Origin of the sequence: Deinococcus rhizophilus (assembly GCF_030271215.1) — a bacterium.
GTDB lineage: Bacteria > Deinococcota > Deinococci > Deinococcales > Deinococcaceae > Deinococcus > Deinococcus rhizophilus.
Genome location: NZ_JASNGB010000094.1, coordinates 1 through 11682, shown reverse-complemented (window position 1 = coordinate 11682; position 11682 = coordinate 1). Strand labels below are relative to the sequence as shown.

14 protein-coding genes and 1 tRNA gene are annotated in these 11682 nt (G+C 70.6%); 6 read left to right on the top strand and 9 right to left on the bottom strand.

From position 1 onward, the window contains the following. Together QOL99_RS10655 and QOL99_RS10650 are read right to left on the bottom strand one after the other, a co-directional pair. A partial coding sequence (locus QOL99_RS10655; RefSeq protein ID WP_285523715.1) for a PKD domain-containing protein occupies positions 1-462 on the bottom strand: 462 nt, incomplete at its 3' end. Positions 463-727: 265 nt separating this feature from the next. Then, positions 728-1318, bottom strand: a complete 591-nt coding sequence (locus tag QOL99_RS10650) for an RNA polymerase sigma factor (protein ID WP_407650170.1) — start codon at positions 1316-1318, stop codon at positions 728-730. A gap of 74 nt (positions 1319-1392) precedes the next feature. Between QOL99_RS10650 and QOL99_RS10645 the strand changes: the two genes are divergently transcribed. Beyond that, positions 1393-1749 carry an FUN14 domain-containing protein gene (locus QOL99_RS10645; protein WP_285523712.1) on the top strand — a complete coding sequence of 119 codons (357 nt, stop codon included), beginning with the start codon at positions 1393-1395 and terminating at the stop codon, positions 1747-1749. A 22-nt stretch (positions 1750-1771) separates the two neighbouring features. Here QOL99_RS10645 and tsaB read toward each other — a convergent pair whose 3' ends face one another. Further along, on the bottom strand, positions 1772-2347 hold the full coding sequence (tsaB, locus tag QOL99_RS10640; protein WP_285523711.1) for a tRNA (adenosine(37)-N6)-threonylcarbamoyltransferase complex dimerization subunit type 1 TsaB: 576 nt from the start codon (positions 2345-2347) through the stop codon (positions 1772-1774). A gap of 91 nt (positions 2348-2438) precedes the next feature. On the opposite strand from tsaB, the gene QOL99_RS10635 reads away from it, so the two are divergent. After that, positions 2439-3581 (top strand): citrate/2-methylcitrate synthase, encoded by a 1143-nt coding sequence (locus QOL99_RS10635; RefSeq protein WP_285523709.1) that lies wholly within the window; start codon positions 2439-2441, stop codon positions 3579-3581. Between the two features lie 64 nt (positions 3582-3645). Here the strand turns inward: QOL99_RS10635 and QOL99_RS10630 are convergent, their stop codons facing one another. From QOL99_RS10630 to QOL99_RS10615, 4 genes are all read right to left on the bottom strand, one after another. Beyond that, positions 3646-4098, bottom strand: coding sequence for a hypothetical protein (locus QOL99_RS10630; RefSeq protein WP_285523707.1), 453 nt, complete (start codon positions 4096-4098; stop codon positions 3646-3648). Positions 4099-4166: 68 nt separating this feature from the next. Beyond that, entirely contained in the window at positions 4167-5147 is a 981-nt protein-coding gene (locus QOL99_RS10625; protein ID WP_285523705.1) for an MBL fold metallo-hydrolase, read from the bottom strand. Positions 5148-5179: 32 nt separating this feature from the next. Continuing rightward, positions 5180-5644, bottom strand: coding sequence for a metallophosphoesterase family protein (locus tag QOL99_RS10620; RefSeq protein WP_285523703.1), 465 nt, complete (start codon positions 5642-5644; stop codon positions 5180-5182). 84 nt (positions 5645-5728) lie between these two features. Further along, entirely contained in the window at positions 5729-6316 is a 588-nt protein-coding gene (locus QOL99_RS10615) for a hypothetical protein (protein WP_285523701.1), read from the bottom strand. Between the two features lie 86 nt (positions 6317-6402). Here QOL99_RS10615 and QOL99_RS10610 point away from each other — a divergent pair, with 86 nt between their 5' ends. Beyond that, positions 6403-7836, top strand: coding sequence for an outer membrane protein assembly factor BamB family protein (locus tag QOL99_RS10610; protein WP_285523699.1), 1434 nt, complete (start codon positions 6403-6405; stop codon positions 7834-7836). Further along, the gene (locus QOL99_RS10605; protein WP_285523698.1) at positions 7833-8231 is read left to right on the top strand and encodes a hypothetical protein; all 399 of its coding nucleotides are present in this window, start codon (positions 7833-7835) and stop codon (positions 8229-8231) included. The genes QOL99_RS10610 and QOL99_RS10605 overlap by 4 nt, the downstream gene beginning before the upstream one ends. 128 nt (positions 8232-8359) lie before the next feature. Here QOL99_RS10605 and QOL99_RS10600 read toward each other — a convergent pair. Then, positions 8360-8435 (bottom strand) — tRNA-Ala (locus tag QOL99_RS10600). A gap of 138 nt (positions 8436-8573) precedes the next feature. Here QOL99_RS10600 and guaB point away from each other — a divergent pair. Then, on the top strand, positions 8574-10097 hold the full coding sequence (gene guaB / locus QOL99_RS10595) for an IMP dehydrogenase (RefSeq protein ID WP_285523697.1): 1524 nt from the start codon (positions 8574-8576) through the stop codon (positions 10095-10097). Positions 10098-10175: 78 nt separating this feature from the next. Further along, complete coding sequence (trhA, locus tag QOL99_RS10590; RefSeq protein ID WP_285523695.1) at positions 10176-10817, top strand: PAQR family membrane homeostasis protein TrhA; 642 nt, start codon at positions 10176-10178, stop codon at positions 10815-10817. 79 nt (positions 10818-10896) lie between these two features. On the opposite strand, the gene QOL99_RS10585 is transcribed toward trhA, so the two are convergent. Next, positions 10897-11508: a site-2 protease family protein gene (locus QOL99_RS10585; RefSeq protein WP_285523693.1), complete on the bottom strand. Its 612-nt coding sequence runs from the start codon at positions 11506-11508 to the stop codon at positions 10897-10899. Between the last annotated feature and the right edge of the window lie 174 nt (positions 11509-11682).

Here is an 11682-nt window from a genome sequence, read left to right as displayed (position 1 = left end):
CACGGGGAGGGGGCCCGCGTCGGCCGCCCGCCCGTCCAGCGAGAAGCGCGGCGTGGCGGGGCGGTAGACCACGCTCCCCGCCGCCGAGAGCCGCACCTCTCGCTGCCCCAGCAGCACGACGAGTTCGGCGCGTTCGGGGCCGCTGCTCTCCACCTTCACCTGCCCGGTCGCCGTCGAGCGCACCCGCCCACGGCTGTCCTGCAGGTGTGCCCGCACCGTGTAGGTGCCGGGGCGGTAGTAGGTGTGGCTCGTGTTTTTTCCCTGGCCCTCCTGCCCGTCCCCGAAGGTCCACACCACCCGGTGCTCGGCCGGGGCCTGGGCCCGGAAGCTGACGGTCAGCGGCGCCCGGCGCGTCTCGTTCATCGAAAAGTTGACCGGGAACGCCACGGGCTGCGCCGCACACGCCCCCAGCATCGCCACGCCCGCCAGCAGGCCGCCCCGCATCCATCGCCCTGTCCTCACCCGCCCACGTTAGCGGGCCAGCGACGGAGAAATCCGTCGCCAGGTTCCAGTCGGCAGCCGGGGAGGGGCGTCGGGAGGGCAAGGGGTCGGGGGCGGAAAGCGCCACACCCCTGCTGACCTGCCGCGTCCTCGTCGGGGACCTCGAGCATCTGACGGGAGGGAAGATTCGCCGAGCTGGTCCGGACGCCCCCTCCCCCTCAGCTCTCAAGGCCCTTTCCCACCAGGGGAGGGGGTCAAGGACGGGACCATCTTGACGGCAACGGCCCTAATGCACGTCAGCCGCGTCGGCCAGCAGTTCTGCGAGCTGCTCCTTGGCCCGGAAGACGCGGCTCTTGGCGGTGCCCACCGCCACCCCCTGGATGCGGGCGATCTCGTCGTAGGGGAGGTCTTCCATGAAGCGCAGCACGACCGCCTCGCGGGACTCGGGGGCCAGCTGCATCAGCGCCCGCTGCACCCGGCCCTGCGCGTCGGCGCTCTCGGCGGCCTGCATGGGCGAGCGGGCCGCGCTGGTGACCTCGAAGCCCACGTCCTCCCGCGCTTCTTCGAGGCTGAAGCGCTGAAGCTGCTTGCGGCGGTGCGACTCGATCTGGGTGTTGCGGGCCACCTGATACAGCCAGGGCAGCACCCGCTCGCCGGGCCGGAAGGTGCGGATCGAGCGCCACGCCCGGTAGAAGACCTCCTGGGTCAGGTCCAGCGCGTCTTCAGCGTTGCCCTCCAGCCGGTAGAGGTAGGCGTACATGCGGCCCTCGTGCGCCGACACGAAGTCGTACCACGCCGCCTCGTCCCCCCGACTGAGGCGGTCCAGCAGCTCGGGCGAGAGGATGTCGGGCTCGGGCGTCACGTCGCTGCCCACCATACCCTGCCCGGCGCCCCCGGCGCCTCCGCCTTTTGGCGCGTGGAGCCGGGCGGGGCGTTAGCATCCCCCTGACCTTGTCCTTTCTTCCCCCTGCCAGCAGTCCGGGCGCCTCCATCACCGAGGCGCTGCGCTCGGTCCTGCCTGACCTCAGCGTGGGGGCGCTGCTGGGCTTTGCCACCGGGCTCGCGCTGCGGAAGGTGGGCCGCCTCGCGCTGATTCTGCTGGGGCTGCTGTTCGTGGCGGTGCAGCTTCTGGCCTCTCTCGACCTCCTCAGCGTGAACTGGCCGCGCGTGCAGGAGCTGGCCGACCCGCTGCTGCGTCAGGGCGGGGAAGCCGGGGCCGCGTGGCTGGGGCGGGTGCTGACAGCGAACTTGCCCTTCGCGGGGGCATACACGGCGGGGTTGCTGCTGGGGCTGCGGGCGCGGGCTTGACCGGGCCACACGCCGGGCCACGTCACAGGTACGCCAGCGCCCACGTCTCGCTCCCGTGGTCCAGCCCTGCCCGCAGCAGCGCGAGGCCGTCGGGGGCCGGGTCACGGTGGTGGGGGCGCCCGGCGGCGAGCGTCTCGAAGGCGGTCAGGCTGTCCTTGTGCGGCGGGTGAAGCACCCGGCCCACCATGCCGCCCCGCACCTCGTACACCGCTCCGTACACGTTCTCCCGGCGGGCATCCAGCGAGACGGCCACCTCGCCCTCCAGGCCGCCGACCAGCCCTTCCAGGGTGGGCACGCCCAGCACCCGCGCTCCCCAGACCCGGCCCAGGCCCAGGGCGTAGCTCGCGCCGACGCGCACGCCGGTATACGACCCCGGCCCGGTGCCGATCACGATGGTCCCGGCCCGGAACGGGAGGCCCGCGTCCGTGAAGAGGTCCGCCGCCGCCCCGGCCAGCCGTTCGGCGTGTGCCCGCCCGACCTCCTCCCGCCAGGTCCGCTCGCCGCCGGGCCAGCGCAGGGCCAGGGTCAGAAAGGGGGTGGCGGTATCGAGGGCCAGGGTGACGGGGTGGGGGAAAACGGGCGCCGACATGGCGGGCATTGTAGGGGCGCGTGGTCCTGCCCTTGTCACCGGGGCGGGAACCGTGCGGGGCGCACGGTCCGGGCAGGGGCGGTGGTATGGTGGGCCCACCATGACGAACACCGCCAACGTTGCCAAGGGGCTGGAAGGCGTCCTCTTTACCGAGAGCAAACTGACCTTTATCAACGGGACCGAGGGCATCCTGACCCACCTCGGCATCCCGATTCAGGAGTGGGCCGAGCACAGCACCTTCGAGGAACTGTCGCTGGCCCTGCTCGACGGCAAGCTGCCCACTGCCGCCGAACTCGCCGCCTTCGACGCCGAACTCAAGGCCAACCGCGCGGTGCCGCAGGCGCTGCTGGACGTGATCGCGGCGATGCCCCGGGGCGTCCACCCCATGCAGGCCCTGCGGACGGCCGTGTCCTACCTGGGCCTGCTCGACCCCCAGGCTGAGGAAACCAGCGAGGACGCCCGCCGCGCCATCAGCATCCGCATGATCGCGCAATTCTCGACGATCATCGCGGCCGTCAACCGCGCCCAGGAGGGGCAGGACATCGTGGCCCCCCGCATGGACCTGACGCACGCCGGGAACTTCCTGTACATGCTGACGGGCAAGGAGCCGACCGAGGAGCAGGCCCGCCTGTTTGACATCGCCCTGGTGCTGCACGCCGACCACGGCATGAACGCCTCGACCTTCACGGCCATCGCCACGGCGAGCACCCTCAGCGACATGTATTCGTGCATCACCTCGGCGGTCGGGGCCTTGAAGGGACCGCTGCACGGCGGCGCGAACGAGGCTGTCATGGACATGCTCGACGAGGTCGGGACTCCCGAGAAGGCCGAGGCCTACATCAGCGGCAAGCTCGACCGCAAGGAAAAGATCATGGGCGTGGGCCACCGCGTCTACAAGTATTTCGATCCCCGCTCGCGGGTGCTGCGCGACTACGCCGAACTGGTCGCCAACAAGGAAGGCAAGAGCACCTACTACCAGATTCTCGAAACCATCGAGAAGACGGTCGTGGACCGCATCGGCTCCAAGGGCATCTATCCCAACGTGGACTTCTACTCGGGCACGGTGTATTCCGACCTGGGCATCCGCAAGGAGTACTTCACGCCGATCTTCGCGCTGGCCCGCATCAGCGGCTGGTGCGCCAGCGTGATCGAGTACACCCGCGACAACCGCCTGCTGCGCCCCGACGCGGTGTACACCGGCGAGCGCGACGGGAAGTACGTGCCGCTGCAAGACCGCCAGTAAGACGGCAACAGCGGAAGGGCCGGGGCATTCACGCCCCGGCCCTCGCGCCGTTTCCTGTCCACTGTCAGGCCCGAATTCCCCCGCCCCCGTGCAGGGTCCGCTCGACCGCCTCGGTCACTTCTGCCTCGAAGCGGCGCAGGTGCTCGCGCAGGCGCTCCAGCTCGTCGGGGCCGAGGTCGCGCAGCCACAGCACGGCGCGGCCCAGCACGGCAAACGTCAGCGGGGCGTCCTCCGGCGTGTCCTCCTCCTCGACCGGATCGAGGTTGAGGGCGCCGTAGTCGAGGCCCTGGTTCATCAGGTTCATGCCCATCAGGATGTCCGCGAGCGAGTCTTCCTCGACGTACAGGTCAAGGTCGAGGTGCAGCCGGACAATCACGCCGCCGTGGGGATCAGGCTCCACGAACAGGGCCACCCGGCTCTCGCCGTGGCGCACCAGGGCGCCGTCCTCGACCGCCTCGACCGTGAACCCGCTCTCCGAGAGTGCCCGCATGATGCGCTGAAGTTCCGGGGCCGTCATGGGCGCGAGTATAGAGCGGAGGTCGCGCCGCAACGGTGGCCAGGGCAGGGGTCAACGGGCGGCGAGCTTCAGGCGTGGTACACCCACGCCCCGTCCTGCCAGGTGCGGGCCAGCGCCCCCAGCAACCGCAGGTGCTCGGCGTGCGCCAGCGTCTCTGCCAGGGCAAAGCGCCGCCCGGCGACGTTCAGGTCACGCGGGAACATGGCGAGGCTCAGTTCATAGGCGGTGCGGGCTTCCCGCGCCCCCTCTGCCTGCACGAAGTCGAGCCGCTCGTGGTGGTGCGAGCGCAACTCACGGGCGCGGGCCTGCACGCCTTCCATGACGGGGCCGTGGTGTCCCACGACCGCCCGGCGCGGGTTGAGGGCTTCGAGCTTGCCCAGCGTCTGCAGGTAGTCCCCCAGCGGATCGGGCCGGGTATAGGCGTACAGGCCGATGTTGGGGCTGATGCGCGGCAGGATGGCGTCCCCGGCGATCAGCAGGCTCTCTTCCGGGTTCCAGAGGCCCAGGTGGCCGTCGGCGTGGCCGGGCAGCCACAGCACCTCCCACTCGGTCCCGGCCAGCGGGACATGCTGGCCCTCGCGCAGCGGCTGCACCCGGCTGGCGGGGTGCACGCGGTCGCGGGTGCGGCGGCTGTCGCGCTCCAGGGTATCCAGCATCCCGGGCGGCAGGCCGTGGTCGGCCATGTGCTTGATGTGCCCCGGCAGCCACTCTTCCCAGAGGTGCCAGTAGCGCTCGCCACGCCCGATTTCCACGTCGAGCATCTGCACGGTCGCCCCGCCGCGTTCCTCGACCAGCCCTGCCAGCCCGTAGTGGTCGGGGTGGTGGTGGGTGATGAGGACCCGTTCCACGTCCGGCCAGTGCAGGCCCAGCGCGGCGAGCCCGTCCTCGATGGTCTCCCGCGCTTCCGGCGTGTCGAGCGCCGTGTCGATCAGCGTGACCGGGCCGCCGGTGTCGATCAGCACCGTGACCGTCTTCATGGGGTAGGGGATAGGCACCTGCAGGGCGTGCAGGGTGCCGTGGACACGCACGGGAGCGGAGAGAGCCGTCATGGCAGGCAGGCTAGCACCCGCTTCAGGACGGCTCAGAGCGCCAGGGTGACGGGTTCGGCCCGCACGCGGCCCCTCTCCAGCCGCAGCCACGCGCAGGCCACCGGCAGCCGGAAGCGGCGCGGCCCCACCGACCCCGGATTCAGGAAAAGGACGCCCTCCTGCTCCTCGCGCCGGGGCTGGTGGGTATGCCCCGAGATCACCACCCGGACCCCGGCGGCGACAGGGGAGAGGTCGAGGTCATTCAGGTCGTGCAGCAGGTATACCCAGACGCCGCCCAGCTCCAGCAGCGCCGTCTCCGGCAACTCGGAGAGGGGCGGCGTGCGGTCCACATTGCCGCGCACCGCGTGAACCGGTCCGGGGGAGGCGGCCCGTAGCGCCTCCAGCACCTGCAGGGTGCCCACGTCCCCGGCGTGCAGCACGGCGTCGGCCTGCGCAACGAGGGGCAGCACCTCCGGGCGCAGCAGGCCGTGGGTGTCGGACAGGGCGAGGACGCGCATGGGGGCAGTCTACGGGGCCAGAGCCACGAGCAGAGAGCAAAAAACTGCGCCCCCACAGGGAGGGCGCAGCGAAAGCGACTGGCTTTACAGGCGGCTCTGGATGGCGCGGAGGCTGGCGCTGTCGGCCCAGCTCAGGCCCTGGTCCACGTAGGTCCGGGCAGCGGCGCGGTCGCCACGCTGCAGGGCGATGTAGGCGAGCTTGGCCGCGCTGAGGCTGGCCAGCTGGCGCTCGATGTCGTTCAGTTCGCCGAGGCGGGTCCAGGCGTTGTAGGCGTTGATCCACCACTGGGTCTTGGTGTAGAGCTGCGCGAGGTAAGCCTGGTAGTTGCGGTTGGTGGCTTCCTGCTGCGCGGCGTAGAAGGCGTGGTCCACGGCGGCCTTCCAGAGCGTGCGGTCATAGAAAGGCAGCGGGTAGGCCACGTCGGCCTGCACGGCGAACTCCTGGGCGCGGGCGAAGTTCTCGGCGGCGCTGAGGTTCGCGGGCGACACGGCGGTGCCCGTCTGCACGGTGGTCTCGGTGGTGGTCGTGGTGGTTTCCGCCGTCTCGGTGGTTGTTTCCGTGGTCTCGGTCTGCTGGGTCTCGGTGCTGGTGTCGGTGGGCGGCGTGGTGGTGTCCTGGGCGGCGGCCAGTCCCGCCAGGGCGAACGCAGTCAGCATGAGAATCTTTTTCATAGCCAGAGCATCTTAAGACGCTAGCTTGGCGACCGTCCATCCGCCAAAGCACCCTGTAAAGGGACTGTAAAGGAGCTTACGTTCACATGAGAAAAATCCTGATGTTCTCACTTGCCCTGCTCGCGTCTGCCGCTGCCGCCCAGGGCCCGGTGACCGCCGCGACTCCCGCAGCCGCAGCTCCTCCAGTCACCTGGTTTAAGGACCTCAAGGTGCTGTCCAGCGTGGCCGTCGCCGACGACGGCGACCTCTACTTCGTGGGCTCGGATACCCGGCTGCACCGCACCGACGGGCGGGGGGTCGAGCGCTGGAGTCTTCCGGTGGGCGATATTGGCCGGGCCAGTCCGGTGATCACCCCGCAGGGAACCGTGATCGCGGCCTCCTACGACGACCACCTCTACGCGGTGGACGCCTCCGGCAAGCAGCTGTGGCGGACTCGGCTCGACGGCGACATCTTCGCCAGTCCGGCGCTGCGGGCCGACGGCAGCGTGATTGCGGCGACGGCAGGCGGCACCGTGTACGCGCTGGGGCCGGGAGGGCAGGTGCTGTGGACCTTCGGGGTGGGGGCGCCCGTCTTCAGCAGCCCGGCGGTCGCGCAGGACGGCACGATCTACTTCGGGGCCCAGAACAACCGCCTGCACGCGCTGACGCCTGACGGCAAACTCAAGTGGACCTTCGGGGCCGGATCGCTGGTGTTCAGCAGCCCGGCCATTGATCGGCAGGGCAACATCTACTTCGGCTCCAGCGACCGCAAGCTCTACGCGCTCGACCCGGCGGGCAAGCTGCGCTGGACCCGGCAGACCGACCTGTTCGTGAACGCCAGCCCCATCGTGACGGGGAATGACCTCGTGGTGGTGGGGAGCTACGACGGCAAGGTCTACGCGGTGAACACCACCGGCGAGGACGAGTGGGTCTACGCGGCGGGCGCCCCGGTCGCGGCGGCGGCCGTGCACCTCGCCGACGGCAGCGTGGTGGTGCCGGACCTGACCGGGACGGTCCATGCCATCGGCCCGAACGGGCAGGCCCGCTGGACGATCCGGACCGGCAAGAAGATCGACACGTCCGTCGCCGTGAGTGACCGGGGCGTGCTGTACTTCTCGACCGAGGGCGGTGGCCTGAGCGCCGTGGAGCGGCAGGCCCCGATCGCCGACGGCCCCTGGACCACCTTCCGGGGCGTGCCTGCCGGGTGGGGCCGCGTGCTCACGCCGCAGGAGGCCGCCGCCCGCACCGCTTCCAAACGGGCCGCCCTCGCCGCGCTTCCGGCGACCCGGCCGACGCCAGTCGCCCCCGTGCCGACCGCTCCAGTACCAATCGCTCCAGTACCAATCGCTCCAGTGGCGGTCCAGTCTCCGGCCCCGGCGCCCGTTCGCCCGGTGACGCCCCCACCCGTCCCCGCCCGNCGCTTCCGGCGACCCGGCCGACGCCAGTCGCCCCCGTGCCGACCGCTCCAGTACCAATCGCTCCAGTACCAATCGCTCCAGTGGCGGTCCAGTCTCCGGCCCCGGCGCCCGTTCGCCCGGTGACGCCCCCACCCGTCCCCGCCCGTACGCCGCAGGCCGCTGCCGAGGCGGCCGGACGCGGGGCGCGGGTCGTGAACGGGCAGGTCCTGTTGCCGCTGAGCGACCTCACGGCGGCGCTGGGGGCGCGGGTGCAGGTGCTCACGCCGCGCACGGTGACGCTCGGTCTGCCGCAAGCTGGGGTGCCCCCCCGTACCCTCCCGGTCCAGTTCGTGGGCCGCGCGGCTTACGTGCCGCTCTCGGCGCTGGGGACCCTGCCGGGCACCACGCTGAGGCTGTCGGGCGCGGCGGCCGGACTGCAGGTGCGTCAGGGCGAGCGGTTGCTCACGCTGCCGCTGAACGTCGCGGCGCTCGCCCCCCTGCGGGACGAGCCCGAGTACCCGGCGGTGGTGCGGCGCTGACGCCGGGGGTCCATCCCCACCTCTGAATGGTGAATGGGGCCTCGCTCGAAAGGGCGGGGCATTCTTCTGTCACGGGGGCCGGAGCAGGCCACCAACGAAAAAGCCCGCACACGGCGGACTTTTCCTGGTGGTGGAGTCGAGGGGGATCGAACCCCTGACCTCGTCATTGCGAACGACGCGCTCTCCCAGCTGAGCTACGACCCCACGCGCTTTCTCGGCCCCCCTTTGAGGGCGAGGCAGAATCTAGCATGGTCCCCGGGGGCGTGCAAGGGGAGCGCGGGCGGTCAGGGGTGCGGGACACGCCCGGCGGCGGCCTCACCCTCTCCGGGTACACTCCGGGGCATGAGTGCCGCCTCGACGCCCGCCCAGCCGCCATCTGATCAGCCGTCCCCGGCGGCCCAGGGAGACCGCTACGCCTACAAGTTCGGCCAGGAGGGCATCACCTTCGACGACGTGCTGCTGCAGCCCCGGCACTCCACGGTGCTGCCGCACGAGGTCAGCGTGGAGACCCAGCTTACCCGGCGGGTGCGGCTGAACATTCCCTTCGTGTCGGCGGCGATGGACACCGTGACCGAAACCGCGATGGCCGTGGCGATGGCGCGGGAGGGTGGTCTGGGGATCATCCACAAGAACATGGGTATCGACGCCCAGGCCGAGATGGTCCGCAAGGTCAAACGCAGCGAGAGCGGCATGATCGTGGACCCCATCACCCTGCCGAGGACGGCCACGGTGGCCGACGCCGACCGCCTGATGGCCGAGTACAAGATCAGCGGCGTGCCGATCACCGACCCCTCGGGCAAGCTGCTGGGCATCATCACCAACCGCGACATGCGCTTTGTCGAGGACCTCAGCCTGCCGGTCGCCGACGTGATGACCCGCGAGGGGCTCGTCACCGTGCCGGTGGGCACCACGCTGGAGCAGGCGCAGGAGATCTTCAAGCGCCACCGCATCGAGAAGCTGCTGGTGACCGACGGGGACGGCTTCCTCAAGGGCCTGATCACCATCAAGGACCTCACCAAGCGGGTGAAGTACCCCCGCGCGGCCAAGGACGACCTCGGGCGGCTGCGGGTGGGCGCGGCCATCGGGGTGGGGGCCGACCTGATGGACCGCGCAGGGGCGCTGGTCACGGCGGGCGCCGACGTGCTGGTGCTCGACAGCGCCCACGGCCACAGCCAGGGCATCCTGAACGCGCTGGCGCGGGTGAAGGAGACCTTCGATGTGGACGTGATTGCAGGCAACATCGCCACGCGGGCGGGAGCGCGTGATCTGATTCTGGCCGGTGCAGACGCAGTCAAGGCGGGCATAGGCCCTGGGTCGATCTGTACCACCCGTATTGTGACCGGCGTCGGTGTCCCCCAGATCACCGCCATCTTCGAGGCCTCGGCGGCGGCGCTGGAGGCGGGCATTCCGGTGATCGCGGACGGGGGCATCAAGCAGACGGGCGACGTGCCCAAGGCCATCGCGGCGGGGGCAAGCGCCGTGATGATGGGTTCCATGCTGGCCGGAACCGACGAGGCCCCCGGCGAGGTCGTGCTGCGTGACGGCCGCCGCTACAAGAGCTACCGGGGCATGGGCAGTCTCGGTGCGATGGATCAGGGCAGCGCCGACCGCTACTTCCAGGGAGGGAGCCGCAAGTTCGTCCCCGAGGGCATCGAGGGCATCATCGCCTACCGGGGCACGGCGGGCGAGGTGATTTACCAGTTTGTCGGCGGCCTCCGGAGCAGCATGGGCTACTGCGGCGCTCCCGACCTGGGCACCCTGCGCCGCGAAGCCCAGTTCGTCCGCATCACGGGCGCGAGCCTGGTCGAGAGCCACCCCCACGGGGTCACCATCACCCGGGAAGCGCCCAACTACGGTGGGAAGTAGGCCGGACCCAGGGAGCGGCGCCGCGCACTGCGTTCCAGTCGCCACATCCTTCGCGGCCCACGCTCTACCGTGCAGGGCGTGAAGCGACTGCTGACCGCCCCCCGCGAACCCGTCAGCGCCCTGACCCACTGGGGCGGCGCCCTCGCGGCGCTCATCACGCTGGGGCCGCTGCTGGGCTGGGCCTCGGCGCGGGGGCTGGCGCTGTGGCCCTTTGCCGTGTTCGGGCTGAGCATGGTCGCGCTGTACGCGGCCTCGGCCAGCTACCACTCCTTTCACCCCGGCGAGCGCGGGCTGCTGTGGCTGCGCAAGCTCGACCACGCGGGCATCTTTCTCTTGATCGCCGGAAGTTACACCCCGGTCGCCTACTTCGGGCTGGAGGGGGTCTGGCAAGGCGCCGTGCTGTGGCTGGTGTGGGGCATCGCCGGGGCGGGCACGGCGCTCAAGCTGCTCACCATGCGGCTGCCGCGCTGGGTCAGCACGCTGCTTTACCTGGGAATGGGCTGGCTGGCGCTGCTGTTCCTGCCGCAGCTCGCCCGCAGCCTGCCCGGCGCGGCCCTCTTCTGGCTGGCAGTGGGGGGCGTGCTGTACTCGGTCGGCGCGGTGATCTACGGAACCAAGCGCTGGAATCCTCGCCCCGGCTTCGGGTTCCACGAGATCTGGCACCTGTTCGTGCTGGGCGGCAGCGGGGCGCACGTGGCGATGATGTTCCACCTGCGCTGAAGTCGGAAATCGGGAAAGGGACGGGAAAAGGAAAGGGCCCCGGCCAGAGCGGCTGGGGCCTCCTGGTATGGGCTGAAGGTCAGCCCACACCGACCAGACCCAGCACCCAGCCCTGCACCGTTCCGATGATCTGCCCGATGGGCTCGCTGGCCAGGAAGATAAAGAGCATCACCAGCAGGAAGGAAAAGGGCTGGGCCTCGAACTGCGCGAGGCTGCGCCCCAGCGAGGGCACCAGTGCTCCCAGGATGCGGCTGCCGTCGAGCAGCGGGATCGGAATCAGGTTGAAGACCGCCAGCACGATGTTGACGCTCAGGACCGTCAGCAGGATGACCACGGTCAGCCCGCTGGAGGGCAACACGGCCAGCAACACGGCGCACAGCACCGCGATCAGGATGTTGCTGATCGGCCCGGCGGCGGTCGCCCACAGGGTGCCCCAGCGTCCCAGGTTGCCCGGATTGATGGGCACCGGCTTGGCGAAGCCGAATCCGGCGATCAGCAGCAGCAGCGTGCCCAGAGGGTCCAGATGCTTGGCCGGGTTGAGGGTCACGCGCCCGAAGCGCCTCGGCGTGGGGTCGCCCAGCCGGTCGGCGGTCCAGGCGTGGGCGAACTCGTGGACGGTCAGCGACAGCGCCAGAGCAGCGGCGATAATCACGAACGCCAGAGGGTTTTGGGTCAGCAGGCTCAGGAGCATAGGGGGGCATTCTACGGGCGGGGAAAGCCGGGGGCCGTCAGCCCGGTGACGGAGTCGTGGCCCGTTTCCCGAGGTAAGCCTCCAGCGCCGCTTCTTCCTGGGCCCGCGAGGACACCTCGCCCGCCCGGCGCAGCGCGGCCAAATGCGCCAGCGCCGCCCCCACCGCCGGGCCGG

Bases quoted from the DNA above. Each gene is read 5' to 3' on its own strand.
- QOL99_RS10620 (WP_285523703.1), bottom strand. From the start codon at position 5,644: ATGCGCGTCCTCGCCCTGTCCGACACCCACGGCCTGCTGCGCCCGGAG.
- QOL99_RS10650 (WP_407650170.1), bottom strand. From the start codon at position 1,318: ATGGTGGGCAGCGACGTGACGCCCGAGCCCGACATCCTCTCGCCCGAG.
- QOL99_RS10635 (WP_285523709.1), top strand. From the start codon at position 2,439: ATGACGAACACCGCCAACGTTGCCAAGGGGCTGGAAGGCGTCCTCTTT.
- guaB (WP_285523697.1), top strand. From the start codon at position 8,574: ATGAGTGCCGCCTCGACGCCCGCCCAGCCGCCATCTGATCAGCCGTCC.
- QOL99_RS10585 (WP_285523693.1), bottom strand. From the start codon at position 11,508: ATGCTCCTGAGCCTGCTGACCCAAAACCCTCTGGCGTTCGTGATTATC.
- QOL99_RS10615 (WP_285523701.1), bottom strand. From the start codon at position 6,316: ATGAAAAAGATTCTCATGCTGACTGCGTTCGCCCTGGCGGGACTGGCC.
- tsaB (WP_285523711.1), bottom strand. From the start codon at position 2,347: ATGCCCGCCATGTCGGCGCCCGTTTTCCCCCACCCCGTCACCCTGGCC.
- QOL99_RS10625 (WP_285523705.1), bottom strand. From the start codon at position 5,147: ATGACGGCTCTCTCCGCTCCCGTGCGTGTCCACGGCACCCTGCACGCC.
- QOL99_RS10630 (WP_285523707.1), bottom strand. From the start codon at position 4,098: ATGACGGCCCCGGAACTTCAGCGCATCATGCGGGCACTCTCGGAGAGC.